This is a genomic window from Mucilaginibacter sp. AK015, from assembly GCF_014200785.1.
Classification (GTDB): domain Bacteria; phylum Bacteroidota; class Bacteroidia; order Sphingobacteriales; family Sphingobacteriaceae; genus Mucilaginibacter.
The window spans coordinates 185835-199367 of the sequence record NZ_JACHCV010000002.1; the positions used below are offsets into that span (position 1 = coordinate 185835).

Annotated in this window: 14 protein-coding genes and 1 tRNA gene; 5 read left to right on the forward strand and 10 right to left on the reverse strand. The window is 44.0% G+C overall.

Going from position 1 to position 13533, the window contains the following annotated elements; all coding sequences use genetic code 11:
* Nucleotides 1-37 precede the first annotated feature (37 nt).
* The 4 genes from HDC91_RS09985 to HDC91_RS10000 are packed head-to-tail and all read right to left on the reverse strand — an operon-like array spanning nt 38 to nt 3424.
* Nucleotides 38-472, reverse strand: coding sequence for a GNAT family N-acetyltransferase (locus HDC91_RS09985; protein ID WP_183551514.1), 435 nt, complete (start codon nt 470-472; stop codon nt 38-40).
* Entirely contained in the window at nt 469-1467 is a 999-nt protein-coding gene (gap, locus tag HDC91_RS09990; RefSeq protein ID WP_183551529.1) for a type I glyceraldehyde-3-phosphate dehydrogenase, read from the reverse strand. Before gap ends, HDC91_RS09985 begins: the two co-directional genes overlap by 4 nt.
* Before the next feature lie 52 nt (nt 1468-1519).
* On the reverse strand, nt 1520-2623 hold the full coding sequence (locus HDC91_RS09995; RefSeq protein ID WP_183551532.1) for an MraY family glycosyltransferase: 1104 nt from the start codon (nt 2621-2623) through the stop codon (nt 1520-1522).
* Nucleotides 2624-2677: 54 nt separating this feature from the next.
* Complete coding sequence (locus tag HDC91_RS10000; RefSeq protein WP_183551535.1) at nt 2678-3424, reverse strand: glycosyltransferase family 2 protein; 747 nt, start codon at nt 3422-3424, stop codon at nt 2678-2680.
* A gap of 87 nt (nt 3425-3511) precedes the next feature.
* On the opposite strand from HDC91_RS10000, the gene HDC91_RS10005 reads away from it, so the two are divergent.
* Entirely contained in the window at nt 3512-4285 is a 774-nt protein-coding gene (locus HDC91_RS10005) for a polysaccharide biosynthesis/export family protein (RefSeq protein ID WP_183551538.1), read from the forward strand.
* A gap of 6 nt (nt 4286-4291) precedes the next feature.
* Here the strand turns inward: HDC91_RS10005 and obgE are convergent, their stop codons facing one another.
* From obgE to HDC91_RS10025, 4 genes are all read right to left on the reverse strand, one after another.
* Nucleotides 4292-5290, reverse strand: coding sequence for a GTPase ObgE (obgE, locus tag HDC91_RS10010; RefSeq protein ID WP_183551541.1), 999 nt, complete (start codon nt 5288-5290; stop codon nt 4292-4294).
* 110 nt (nt 5291-5400) lie between these two features.
* Nucleotides 5401-5973 carry an adenylate kinase gene (locus tag HDC91_RS10015; RefSeq protein ID WP_183551544.1) on the reverse strand — a complete coding sequence of 191 codons (573 nt, stop codon included), beginning with the start codon at nt 5971-5973 and terminating at the stop codon, nt 5401-5403.
* 56 nt (nt 5974-6029) lie between these two features.
* Nucleotides 6030-6103, reverse strand: a tRNA-Arg gene (locus HDC91_RS10020).
* A gap of 102 nt (nt 6104-6205) precedes the next feature.
* Nucleotides 6206-6667, reverse strand: a complete 462-nt coding sequence (locus HDC91_RS10025) for a redoxin domain-containing protein (protein WP_162429363.1) — start codon at nt 6665-6667, stop codon at nt 6206-6208.
* Between the two features lie 254 nt (nt 6668-6921).
* On the opposite strand from HDC91_RS10025, the gene HDC91_RS10030 reads away from it, so the two are divergent.
* From HDC91_RS10030 to atpC, 3 genes are all read left to right on the forward strand, one after another.
* Nucleotides 6922-7914 carry an NAD(P)H-quinone oxidoreductase gene (locus tag HDC91_RS10030; protein WP_183551547.1) on the forward strand — a complete coding sequence of 331 codons (993 nt, stop codon included), beginning with the start codon at nt 6922-6924 and terminating at the stop codon, nt 7912-7914.
* 205 nt (nt 7915-8119) lie between these two features.
* Nucleotides 8120-9625 (forward strand): F0F1 ATP synthase subunit beta, encoded by a 1506-nt coding sequence (atpD, locus tag HDC91_RS10035; RefSeq protein WP_183551550.1) that lies wholly within the window; start codon nt 8120-8122, stop codon nt 9623-9625.
* Between the two features lie 145 nt (nt 9626-9770).
* Complete coding sequence (gene atpC, locus HDC91_RS10040) at nt 9771-10025, forward strand: ATP synthase F1 subunit epsilon (RefSeq protein WP_183551553.1); 255 nt, start codon at nt 9771-9773, stop codon at nt 10023-10025.
* Between the two features lie 279 nt (nt 10026-10304).
* Here atpC and HDC91_RS10045 read toward each other — a convergent pair whose 3' ends face one another.
* Together HDC91_RS10045 and HDC91_RS10050 are read right to left on the reverse strand one after the other, a co-directional pair.
* Nucleotides 10305-10619 carry a hypothetical protein gene (locus HDC91_RS10045; protein WP_183551556.1) on the reverse strand — a complete coding sequence of 105 codons (315 nt, stop codon included), beginning with the start codon at nt 10617-10619 and terminating at the stop codon, nt 10305-10307.
* A gap of 25 nt (nt 10620-10644) precedes the next feature.
* Nucleotides 10645-11433, reverse strand: a complete 789-nt coding sequence (locus HDC91_RS10050; RefSeq protein ID WP_183551559.1) for a Fic family protein — start codon at nt 11431-11433, stop codon at nt 10645-10647.
* Between the two features lie 375 nt (nt 11434-11808).
* On the opposite strand from HDC91_RS10050, the gene ilvD reads away from it, so the two are divergent.
* On the forward strand, nt 11809-13518 hold the full coding sequence (ilvD, locus tag HDC91_RS10055) for a dihydroxy-acid dehydratase (RefSeq protein ID WP_183551562.1): 1710 nt from the start codon (nt 11809-11811) through the stop codon (nt 13516-13518).
* Nucleotides 13519-13533: the final 15 nt, after the last annotated feature.

A 13533-nucleotide genomic window follows, 5' to 3' on the forward strand; every position in this document is an offset into this window, starting at 1 on the left:
CCAAAAGTTAAAAAGGTGCTATGTTTTCATCAAAATTTCATTGTATCTTAACATACATTACATGATGCGGGCCAATGCCGGGTACCTCAAACTCCTGAGAAATGATCTCGAAACCGACCCCTAAATAAAATGGCACCGCTTTTTTACGTGCATTGCACCAAAGGTAGTTAACCTTTTGCCCCCGCAGGTACGTAATAGCAAAATTAACCAACATGGTACCATAGCCTTTGCCCCGATATTTTTCCAGTGTGGCCATACCCCTTAATTGGTAAGCCTTGCCTTCCATACCCTTATACGCCGTTGGATGAAAAGACGCGATGCAGGCCAGTTCACCATCTTTATAATACCCCACGTGGAAAGCTTCTTCTGCATCATCATTCGGGAAACGGCATTCATCAAGTGTTAGCTTACCGTCGCGCAATACCTGGTTGCGTATGGGCAGCACCTCATCGGCAGTAATAAATTTTATCATGCGGGCAATTGGCTTATTTTTTCAACCAGGTCGGCCAGGCGGCTGCTGTAACCCATCTCGTTATCGTACCAGCCCACCACTTTTACCAGTCCGCCTACTATCGAAGTTAACTGCGCGTCAAATACGCAGCTATGCGGGTTGTCTAAAATATCTGTTGACACGATAGGGTCCTCGGTATATTCCAGTACGTTTTTCATGGGGCCATGAGCGGCGGCTTTAAAGGCGGCGTTTATTTGGGCTACAGTTGGCATTTTTTTTAGGCTGCAGGTAAAATCGGTTAACGAGCCGTTAAGCACCGGTACACGTATTCCCGCACCACCCAACCGGCCTTCTAAATGTGGAAATATGTTGGTAATGGCCTTTGCGGCCCCGGTGGTTGTGGGTATGATTGAGGCAGACGCGGCCCTTGCCCTGCGCAGGTCTTTATGCGGGGCGTCGTGCAGGTTTTGGTCGCCGGTCATAGAGTGTACAGTGGTAATGTATCCATCTTTTATGCCCCAGTTGTCGTCAAGTATCTTAACCATGGCAGCCACATTGTTGGTGGTACACGAAGCGTTTGACAGTATAGGCGATCGTAGGTCGACCGCGCCATCGTTAACAGCCAAAACAACTGTTGGTATGCTTTTATCTGCCGGCGGGGCCGATATAATAACTTGTTTAGCACCGGCGGTAAGGTGCTTTGATGCATCTTCGCGACTTATGAATTTGCCTGTAGATTCTATTACCAGGTCGATATCAAGTTCCTTCCAGGGCAGCAATGCGGGGTCGGCCTGGCGTAGTACTTTTATAGCGTTGCCATTTACATACAGATTTTCCTCATCGGTAGTAACTGTACCTTTAAAGCCACGGTGAACAGAGTCGTACTTAAACAGATGGGCAAGCGTAGCGGTGTCGGTTTGGTCGTTTATGGCCATAACAACAATACCCGGCTTTGCAAGAATGGTCCTCAGAAATATACGGCCTATACGGCCGAAACCGTTTATAGCGATCCTCATTTATGTTAAGTTAAGGATGCAAAATTAGCAAATTAAATAGCGTGCGGGGGTGTTATGCAAAAAGGTTACGCAGAGACACGTTGTCGCGCTCTTTTGACCTAAGCAGGAACGTTATTGCCCAGTTAAACAAAACAGAGGTTGAGAGTATAATCACGATGAGCGTAAAGTTACCCAGGTGGGCAAACGCAAACGCCATAATAATAAGTATAATATTAATAGCACCTAAAATAAGCGTAGTTTGCAAATGGGTATAGCCCAGCCGCAGCACGCGGTGATGTATGTGGTTCCTGTCGGCAGTAAACGGCGATTTGCCTTTAACAATACGCAATACAAACACACGCAGGGTGTCAAAAATAGGCCCCATTAATAGAGCGAATGTTAAAGCGGGCGCCGATACGACAGCAGAGGTATTACCCTCTGTGATTTTATTAAGCTCGATAAATTTAACCGCCATAATTGCTGATATCAGGCCGATGAGCAAAGACCCTGCATCGCCCATAAATATTCTGGCAGGTGTTAAGTTAAAGCGTAAAAAGCCAAATGTAGCACCGGCTATGCTCAGCGATACCGCTGCCAGTTCGTAATGCCTTATTGATATAAAAAGAACAGAGAAGGTGCCATTAACAATAATGCAGGTAGTACCGGCAAGGCCGTCAATACCATCTATTAAATTAAAGGCATTTATAATAAGGATGATAAACAGGATAGACAATACAGCACTTGTAACATATGATATATTATAAATACCCAGTACACCATACATACTGGTAAAGCGTATATCGCCCAGGATGACCAGTGTGGTTGCCACAATAAATTGTATAAAAAACTTGGTGCTTGAATTTACCCCCGAAAGGTCATCCTTTAAGCCCATTATAAACAACACTATGCTGGCCGCCAGCAAATAACTAACCGGTATGGTTTTATCTATAATGCTGAATAATAATAGAGTAATGGTAAAGCTTACAAAGATTGCCACCCCACCTAAACGGGGTATGCCGTGGTCATGCTGTTTGCGGAAATGGCCAACATCATCATATAAGTGCCGGGTGCGGGCAACATGCAAAATGGAAGGGATAGCGAGCACCGTTACCAGAGTAGAGAACGCTATAATTAGTAAGTAGTATACAAAGTAATACGTGCTAAAATACTCCGGCATTTAAATTAATTGTTAGGGGCAATTATAAAGCAAATGTATTAATTTCATTTTAAATTAAAAATATTGAACAATTTTTACCAATGGCTTGAAAAGCAACGCAATAGGCGGAAATATTATTTCATTGCGGTACATGGCCTTCAGGTCAAAAAATAAAGAATTAATACGGTTAATAATATTTTTGTTACTAACCCCGCCTACCATCATTTTTACAAACACCTGCTGCAAATAAAACGATGGCACCTGCCTCAAGTGCATAAACCGCAACATCAGCTCATAATCGGCAGCGGTGCCAAACTCCAGGCTGTAATTACCAAACCTGGCAAATACCTGCCGCTTACAATAAAAAGTAGGGTGCGGCGGCATCCAGCCACGGTTAAACATCCCTTTTTTGTATTGCCCCGCACGCCATTTGCGAACGATTCCCTTGCCGGGTTTGATATAATCCAGATCCCCATAAACAATATCAACGGCATTGCCGGCAAAAGCCTGGGCTATATCGCTTAAAATATGGTTACCCGCAAACACATCATCTGCGTTAAGTATGCCAATTACATCGCCCCGGGCTAAAGCTATGCCTTTATTCATGGCGTCGTAAATGCCGTTATCGGGCGCTGATACAAATAGCCGGATATCCTTTATATATTTTTCGATTATAGAAACGGTATTATCTGTTGAGGCACCGTCAATGATGATGTACTCAATATCCTGATAGTCCTGGCTGACCACCGATCGTATACATTGTTCAATAGTGCTTTGGGCATTATAGCAAACAGTAATTACAGATATTTTAGGGTAATGCACGTTGGATAATACACTTATTTAGGCGCAAAATATGTAATTTTGGAATTGCTGCCTAATTATCAGTAACATTAAGCAGTAATAACATATATGCGTGCTTTATATTTTATTTGTTTTGCCTTCATAATAACGTTCGGCTGTTCATGTTCATATAAGCAAAACCAGATACTGTTTGAAAAACGGGCGTCGACCATTGCCGATACAGCACAACAAATGACTGCAACCGTAAGCTACAAAATACAGCCACAGGATATTTTACAAATAAGGAACCTGCAAAGCCTGCGTTATATTGTTGATGAGATGCCCGTATCAACCACCTCGGCTAATACTACTGCCGGACAAGGGCAAACCTTCCAGGTGGAAGAGGATGGTACCGTGGCTTTGCCGGCTTTAGGCCATATTCAGGTTGCCGGCTTAACGCGCAGCCAGGCCACAAAGCTTATTGAAGATCTATACCGCAAAAGCCTTTTAAAAGACCCGATAATTGAGCTTAAAGTTATAAACTTAAAAGTAACGTTATTGGGCGAAATAAGGTCACCGGGCAATTTCCCGATAGTAAAAGACAACACAACGCTGGTCGAAATGATTGGGCAGGCTGGTGGTTTAACGCCTGCGGCCAACGAAAAAAATATCAAAATTATACGGGGCAGGGGGAAGCTTCAGAACGTAACTGAAATTGACCTGAGTAATATCAATTCTTTATCCGACCCGCGATCCATACTTCAAAACGGCGACATTGTATATATCGCGCAAAACAAGCGCGCTATCCGGTCAGACAATCTGCAAAGCTTTAACACCTGGGTACAGCCGGCGTTATTGCTGCTAAACACAGCACTGCTTATATTTACACTTGGCAGGCGATAAAAGAAATTATTTATTGATCTCTTTCCAAAGCAGGTCTTTAAGCTCGGTAATGTTTTTTTCGGCTACAGAAGATATGAATACATAAGGAATATCCGCCGGCACCTCTTTTTCCATCTCCTGCTGCAATTCATCGTCAAGCATATCGGCTTTGGTTATGGCCAGCACGCGGGGCTTATGCATCAGTTCGGGGTTATATTCATTCAGTTCTTTTAACAAGATGCTGTACTCCTCTTTTATAGTGCGGCCCGTATCAGCCGGTACCATAAACAATAATACAGAGTTACGTTCGATGTGCCTCAGGAACCTTATCCCCAACCCCTTGCCCTGCGATGCACCCTCTATAATACCCGGAATATCGGCCATAACAAACGATTTGTTGTTTCGGTAGGATACGATCCCCAGATTGGGTACCAGTGTAGTAAAGGCGTAATCGGCTATCTCGGGTTTAGCGGCAGATACTACCGATAATAATGTTGATTTACCCGCGTTCGGGAAACCTACCAAACCAACATCGGCCAGTAGTTTAAGCTCAAGAATATTCCAGTCCTCTTCACCATCTTCTCCCGGCTGGGCAAAACGCGGAGTTTGCTGCGTGGCAGTTTTAAAGTGCCAGTTACCCAGACCGCCACGGCCGCCACGCGCCAATATTTTTGTTTCGCCGTCGGCGCTTATCTCAAATAGCACTTCGCCTGTTTCGGCGTTTTTGGCAATGGTACCCAACGGCACTTCAAGGACCTCGTCGCGACCGGTTTTTCCCGACCGCAGGGAACTCCCGCCCGACTCGCCATCCCCGGCTATCACATGTTTGCGGAACTTAAGGTGAAGCAAAGTCCATAGCTGGGCGTTACCTTTTACAATAACATGGCCGCCCCGGCCGCCATCGCCACCATCAGGTCCGCCCTTCGAGGTTAAAATATCGCGGTGCAGGTGCGATGAACCGGCCCCTCCATGTCCCGAACGGCAGCATATCTTTACGTAATCAACAAAATTTGAGCCTTGAGACATCGTTTTTATTTTTTTGTTAGGAAGCCCGAAAGACAGTAAAGTCCGAAAGTAAAGAAATATACACTTCCTTCTCCCGGACTTTACCGTTTTGCCGACTTTCGGACTATATATTAATACGAAGCTATAACGGTGTTAATAGAATCAAATATCTCGTCTATCGAACCTATACCATTAATGCTTGTAAACTTGTTTTGGTTTTTATAAAAACCTGCAACAGGTGCAGTTTTATCATTATATTCTTTAATGCGCTTGCGTATTACTTCGGGGTTGGCATCATCAGGCCTCCCTGAGGTTTCGCCCCGCTTTAATAAGCGTTGCTCCAATTCGCCATCAGTAACTTCTAAGGCTATCATGCCCGAAATGGCGGAGTTTTTCGATTCCAGCAACTCGTCTAAAGCCTGGGCCTGGGCAACTGTACGAGGAAACCCATCAAAAATAAATCCTTTGGCATCTTTGTTAGCATCCAGTTTGTTACTGATCATGCCGATGACAACGCTATCAGGCACTAGCATCCCTTCATCCATCAGCTTTTTTGCCTCGATACCTAATTCGGTGCCCTGCGATATTTCACCGCGCAACAGATCGCCCGTTGAAAGGTGAATTAGGCCAAATTTTTCGATAAGTTTTTGTGATTGAGTACCTTTCCCGGCACCGGGCGGACCAAACAGAACTAAGTTAAGCATCCCTTGCGATTAAAGTTAAAAGCCTTCCCGTTTTATACAGAAAGGCTTAGTTTGTGTGCACTTGTAGGGATTCGAACCCCAAACCTTCTCATCCGTAGTGAGATGCTCTATCCAATTGAGCTACAAGTGCGTTTTCAACATATTAAATCTTACATCACAAACCGATGCAAGACCTTTTTTAAAGGACTGCAAAAATAGGATTTTCTGCATCCATTGCAAACTTTTTTATCAATTACTTTACTTTTTGCGCAATTGCCTCAAAATTTGGCAAATCTCCTGCGTTCTCAAGCACCTCGGCATATAGCACGTTCTGATCTTCATCTATCACAAAGGCAGCGCGTTTTGATACGCCTTTCATGCCAAAGGCAAACTCGGCATATAGCGCGCCGTAGGCGGCCGATACCTCCTTATTAAAATCAGACAACAGCGGGAACTGGTAACCATTCTCTTCTTTAAACTTTGCCAATGTAAAAGGCGAATCGACCGATACGCCTAAGATCTGAGCGTTTAAGCCGTCGTAATAACCAAAACTATCCCGCATGGTGCAAAGCTGCGTGGTGCACACACCCGTAAACGCCAGCGGGAAAAAGTGCAGAACCACCTTTTTGCCCTTAAAATCGGCTAATGATACTTCTTTAAGATCTGACGAGGTTAATGTAAACTGGGGAGCCGCCTGGCCTGCTGTAATTGACATAAGCTTGAATTTTATACTACAAATAAAATAATAAATAAGCAGTGCTTTATCACAGGCGTGTATTAAAAACAAAAATAAATTATGGTTGATTGTTGTTCAAATACGTATTTTTAAAAGCAACAGAAGATTACTACACCCCTGACCTTTTCTATGTTGCAACGCATCGAAGCCGCGTCGACCAACTAAGATCTAAGCGGGATGATTAAAGGGGTAACATTTCAAACATATCGGGCATAAAGGCTATTATTGTTTATATGAAAGCCATTATTATCAGCGAGCCTGGCGGCCCCGAAGTTTTAGAATTAGCCGACAGGCCCGTTCCTGCCTGTAACGCTAACGAAGTGTTGGTTAAAGTGATGGCAGCAGGGGTTAACCGGCCTGATGTAGCGCAGCGCAAGGGCAACTATCCCCCACCCGCCGGTGCGCCGCCTGATATCCCCGGACTGGAAATAGCCGGTATAGTTGCCGGAGTTGGTGCTGCCGTAACCCGATGGAAGGTTGGCGATAAAGTTTGCGCATTGGTAATTGGGGGCGGCTACGCCGAATACTGCACGGCCCCCCAAGGGCAATGCCTGCCTGTGCCCGGTAACCTGTCGTTTGCCGAAGCAGCATCCTTACCCGAAACATTCTTCACCGTTTGGAGCAATGTGTTCGACCGTGGCCACCTGCAGCCCGGCGAAAGCCTGCTGGTGCATGGCGGCAGCAGCGGCATCGGCGTGGCGGCCATACAAATGGCAACCGCGCTGGGCAGTACTGTGTATGTTACTGCAGGCAGCGATGAAAAATGCAGGTTTTGCGAAGCGCTTGGCGCCGCGAAGTCCATAAACTATAACCATCAGGATTTCAGCAATACGATAGACCAGCTCACCGGCGGCAATGGCGTAAATGTGATATTGGATATGATAGGCGGTGATTATACTGCTCCAAACATCAAAAGCCTTGCCCCCGAAGGCCGGCTGGTACTCATCAATACCATGAAGGGCAAAAATGCAGAAATTGACCTTTCGACCGTAATGCGCAAACGCATCAGTATAACGGGTTCAACGCTGCGGGCGCGGGATGTTGAGTTTAAAAGCGCCATTGCCCAAAACCTGGAAAAGCACATTTGGCCATTGCTGGCATCGGCCAAAATAAAACCTGTTATATACAAAACTTTTGCTGCTGATGAAGCGGCAGCAGCGCACCGGGTGATGGAAAGCAGCGCACATATGGGTAAAATCGTTTTAGAGTTTGCCGTCAGAAGTTAGCAGTTTGCATAGGATAGTTAGCAGTGATCTTTATAAAAACATTAAAATTAAGCTTGGTTTAAGGCGTTAAAATCTTTCGGATAAAAAGTTGATATAAGTGTTTAAATATTTGGCAATAAACCTTAACTTTGCGCCTCTGAAATAGTACCGCCTTGTATGCAAGGTATCTGTTTCATTTTAAATTCTTTAAAACACCAGGTTATATATGCCAAACATTGGAAAAATATCACGGATCATTGGTCCGGTAGTTGACGTAAGTTTCGCTGATGATGCACATCTTCCAAAGATCTATGATGCGCTTGAGATCACAAAAGACAACGGACAAAAAATCATTTTAGAAGTTCAGCAACATTTAGGTGAAGACCGTGTGCGCGCAATCGCCATGGACTCGACCGATGGTTTGCTGCGCGGCATGAAGGTTTTAGATACCGAGGCTGCTATAAAAATGCCGGTTGGTGAATCAATAAAAGGCCGTGTATTTAACGTAGTTGGTGATGCCATCGATGGTATCCCTAACCTGGATAAATCTGCCGGTCGCCCTATCCACGCAACCCCTCCGCGTTTTGAAGACCTATCTACCGAAACCGAAGCGTTGTTTACAGGTATCAAGGTAATCGACCTTTTAGAACCTTATGTAAAAGGTGGTAAAATTGGTTTGTTTGGCGGTGCCGGTGTTGGTAAAACAGTATTAATTCAGGAACTGATAAATAACATCGCGAAAGCATATGCAGGTTTATCTGTATTTGCAGGTGTAGGCGAGCGTACCCGTGAAGGTAACGACTTACTGCGCGAGATGCTTGAATCGGGCATTATAAAATATGGCGATGCGTTTATGCATTCGATGGAAGCAGGCGGTTGGGATCTGACAAAGATCGATACCGAGGCTTTAAAAGAATCAAAAGCGACATTCGTTTTCGGACAGATGAACGAGCCCCCGGGTGCACGTGCACGTGTGGCGCTTTCGGGCTTAACCCTTGCGGAGTATTTCCGCGATGGTGACGAAGAAGGTAAAGGCCGTGATATATTATTCTTTATTGATAACATCTTCCGCTTTACACAAGCAGGTTCTGAGGTGTCGGCGTTATTAGGCCGTATGCCCTCGGCGGTAGGTTACCAGCCAACACTGGCTACCGAGATGGGTACCATGCAAGAGCGTATCACTTCAACAAAACGTGGTTCAATTACATCTGTACAGGCCGTTTACGTACCTGCGGATGACTTGACCGACCCTGCACCGGCAACAACATTTGCCCACTTAGATGCAACAACCGTACTTTCGCGAAAAATTGCCGAGCTTGGTATTTATCCGGCTGTGGATCCGTTGGACTCTACCTCACGTATCCTTAGCGCTGCTATCTTAGGCGAAGAGCACTACAGAACAGCTCAGCGTGTTAAAGAAATTTTACAGCGTTACAAAGAGTTGCAGGATATCATCGCCATCTTAGGTATGGACGAGCTATCTGAAGAAGATAAATTAGTTGTATCGCGCGCGCGCCGTGTTCAGCGTTTCCTTTCTCAGCCATTCTTTGTGGCCGAGCAGTTCACCGGTTTAAAAGGTGTATTGGTTGACATCAAAGATACCATCAAAGGATTTAACATGATCATGGATGGCGAAGTTGATGAATATCCCGAAGCAGCATTTAACCTTGTGGGCAGCATTGAAGATGCGATTGAAAAAGGTAAAAAACTGTTAGCTGAAGCTAATAATTAAGATTTGAGATTATAGATATGAGATTTGAGACCAGGGTTTTAAATCTCATATCTTCTTCTAAATAAATTAAGAAACGGATATAAGTTCGGGGGATCGCAAGGCAAATGTCTCACATCTCAAATCTCATATCTCATATCTAAAACAGATGACATTAGAAATTCTTACTCCTGATAAAAAAGTTTACGAAGGCGAGGCTACCTCGGTTACCTTACCCGGTACGTTAGGATTTTTAGAGATCTTAAACAATCACGCCCCTATCATTTCTACCTTAAACGATGGTAAACTTACCATTCGCGGTACTGCCGGCGCTAAGGAAGAGGTATTTTTTATACAGGGTGGTGTAGTTGAAGCCTTAAACAATAAGGTTACCGTATTAGCCGAAGGTATCACACACAAGTAAAATACTCCTCGAAATTATAACGAAGGCCCGGGCAGGTTTGCTCCGGGCCTTTTTTATTGCATGCCTTTCCGGTCTTTGAAGTTTATCTAATTCTCCTTTCCCCCGACTTTGAAACTTTATAACTGACAAACTCAGTTAGTGCAATTCTGTGGTCTTTAAGTTTCAATAAGAGTTGAGCGAAGTAATAGTTCAGACGCTCATGTGGTGTTTTTTCTTGATATGGTGCCCAAAGACTTATTGGCACCTCGTCGACTATTTTAAGCGATTCGATATTGGATCTTAAAATCCAAATGGACGATATGTAAGTTCCCGTTTTTCTTCAATTAAATTTAAATCGGTAAACCTTACTTTCGCCATTGCCATAAACTCCTTGTTTTCAGAATAAATAAAAAACCAGTCTGTAACATCCTCGTCAATGATGTCCTTAAAGTCCTTTGATGATATTATCTTCCAGTAGTATATTTCGTCGCCAACAATAAACTTAAAATCGCCTTGACCTTCGTTTCCATTTATCCAATGGTTAAACCTTTGAATCGGTTCTGTTTCACCTATTGAATTTAGGTAATGTACACGTTGGATTAAATCTACATTCATTAAATCAACTGTTTCTTTTCAAATTTCACACTGTTAAAATAGTCGCCGGCAACATATTTAAGAATAGCAAAGCCTTAGAATAATCAAGCGTATCATACTCCAATCCTAATGCCCTTATATTATTATAATAGGTATTGTGTTGATCATAATATAGCTTCTCTGATTGTAAGAACCAGGCTTTAGGCCCTAACTTTTGTGCAAGGAACCATTTTTCCAACAGGCGGGCAGTGCGGCCATTGCCGTCATAAAACGGGTGTACTTTCACAAAAACCAAATGTATCAGCGAGGCAAAGAAAAAAGCTTCTTTAATATCCAGCTCAGTATTTAACAGTAACTTTATATCATCATAAAGCTTTTTCATTTCTCCTTTAACCTTTACCCAGTCGCAAGCCACATATTCTATCTTACCATCAGGGGTTATTACAAACATTTTGTCGGCCCGCATTTTACCTTGCTGGCTTTTATGTAAAATATGCTTTGTAAGTAGTTTATGCGCTTGTTTTATGTGCTTTTTATTTAATTCGTTATTCTGCGCAAACTGGTAGGTGGCATACAGGTCGTCAACCTTTTGGGTATAGTCGGGCAGAAATTTGACACCTGATAATTTGTGCTTGATAAATGAATCTAACTCAATATCCTCTCCCTCTATTTTGGATGAGAAAACTGCGGATACCGATGTGTAAAAACTGAAATCACGAGCAGATATGTCGCTTTCTTTAAGCTTTTCAAAATTTTCCAAAATAGTCAGCCCCTGTTGCCGGCGATAATCGGGCAATAAGTCGGTTGGTAATATCTGGAATGAGATCCTGTCCATTATATAATGCTTTTGAAAGCTATGCAATGTTATGAAAATCTTTCGGGTGAAAATCAATTTTTAATTGCAAAAAAATACCACATCCTACCCCATTTTACGCCGAATTTCCATCTTTTACTATGCATGCATAAAAAATATACCGAATACCGTTTTAAACTTTGGTATAAGTTGTTAAAAATAATATTCTATATTTATTAAAAATTTCAAATTATAATTTTGAATTATTTAAATAACTGAAATTATATACTTTTTTAAAAAAATATTTCGCGCTATTGCTATTCTTTATTGCTATATCTAACTTACAAATACACAATACAACTTACATGACGCATGCAATTTTTTGTAGGTGTAATGCTTAAAAAACGCTATTAAAAAATGAGTTCATCATCAGATACTACAAACGCTGTAGAGATAAATAAATACAGTAAAACCTTTACGCAGGACGAAACCCAGCCTGCTGCCAAGGCGATGCTTTATGGCATTGGCCTTACCGATGATGATATGCAGAAGGCACAAGTAGGGATAGCCAGCATGGGTTACGATGGTAATACCTGCAACATGCACCTAAACGACCTGGCCAAACTGGTTAAACAGGGCATCTGGGACGAAGATATGGTTGGCCTGATATTTCATACCATAGGTGTAAGCGATGGCATGAGCAATGGCACCGAGGGCATGCGCTATTCGCTGATGAGCCGCGATATAATTGCTGATTCTATTGAGGCGGTTACCGGCGCGCAATATTATGATGGCTTAATTACCCTGCCCGGCTGCGATAAAAATATGCCCGGCTCTATCATGGCTATGGGCCGTTTAAACCGTCCGTCGATCATGGTATATGGGGGCACTATAAAACCCGGCCACTGGAAAGGCGAAGACCTTAACATTGTATCGGCATTTGAGGCTTTAGGTAAAAAGATAGCCGGCCAGATAACGCCCGAAGATTTTGAAGGTGTGATAAAAAACGCCTGCCCAAGCGCGGGCGCCTGCGGTGGTATTTATACTGCCAACACCATGGCGGCCGCTATCGAAGCATTGGGCATGAGCTTGCCTTACTCGTCATCAAACCCTGCGTTAAGCGAGGATAAAAAGGCAGAATGTTTAGCTGCCGGTAAAGCAATAAAAGTATTATTAGAGAAAGACATCAAACCATCGGATATCATGACCCGCGAGGCTTTTGAGAACGCGATAGTGGTGATAATGGTATTAGGCGGAAGCACAAACGCGGTGCTGCACCTGATAGCAATGGCCAAAAGTGTTGGCGTAAAGGTTACTCAGGACGATTTCCAGGCCGTAAGCAACCGCATACCGGTACTGGCCGATATGAAGCCAAGCGGTAAGTACATGATGGAAGACCTGCACAACATTGGCGGCGTACCTGCTGTAATGAAGTACTGCCTGGCGCAGGGCTGGCTTAATGGCAATTGCTTAACTGTAACAGGCAAAACTATTGCCGAAAACCTTGCAGACGTTCCTGAACTTGATTTTGAAAGTCAGAAAATAATATTCCCGGCAGAGAACCCTATCAAGGCAACCGGTCACTTACAGATATTATACGGCAACCTTGCCGAAGGCGGCAGCGTTGCCAAGATAACCGGTAAAGAAGGCACCAGCTTTGAAGGCCCCGCCCGGGTGTTTGATGGCGAATTTGAGCTGATACACGGTATACAAAGCGGCTTTGTAAAAAAAGGCGACGTAGTGGTTATCCGCAACGTGGGCCCGAAAGGCGCGCCGGGTATGCCCGAAATGCTAAAACCAACTTCTGCCATATTTGGCGCGGGACTTGGCAGTTCGGTAGCGCTGATTACCGATGGCCGTTTTAGCGGTGGTACGCATGGCTTTGTAGTAGGCCACATAACGCCCGAAGCCTACGACGGCGGCGGAATTGCCTTTGTAAAGGATGAGGACAGGATATTTATTGATGCCATAAACCGCACCATTAACGTGTTAATAAGCGACGAAGAACTTGCTGCCCGTAAAGCCGCATGGAAACAGCCGGCTTTAAAGGTAAGCAAAGGGCTTTTATACCGCTACGCAAAAACAGTAAGCAACGCTGCCGAAGGCTGCGTAACGGATGAAATGTAGCCCCCTAACACCCTG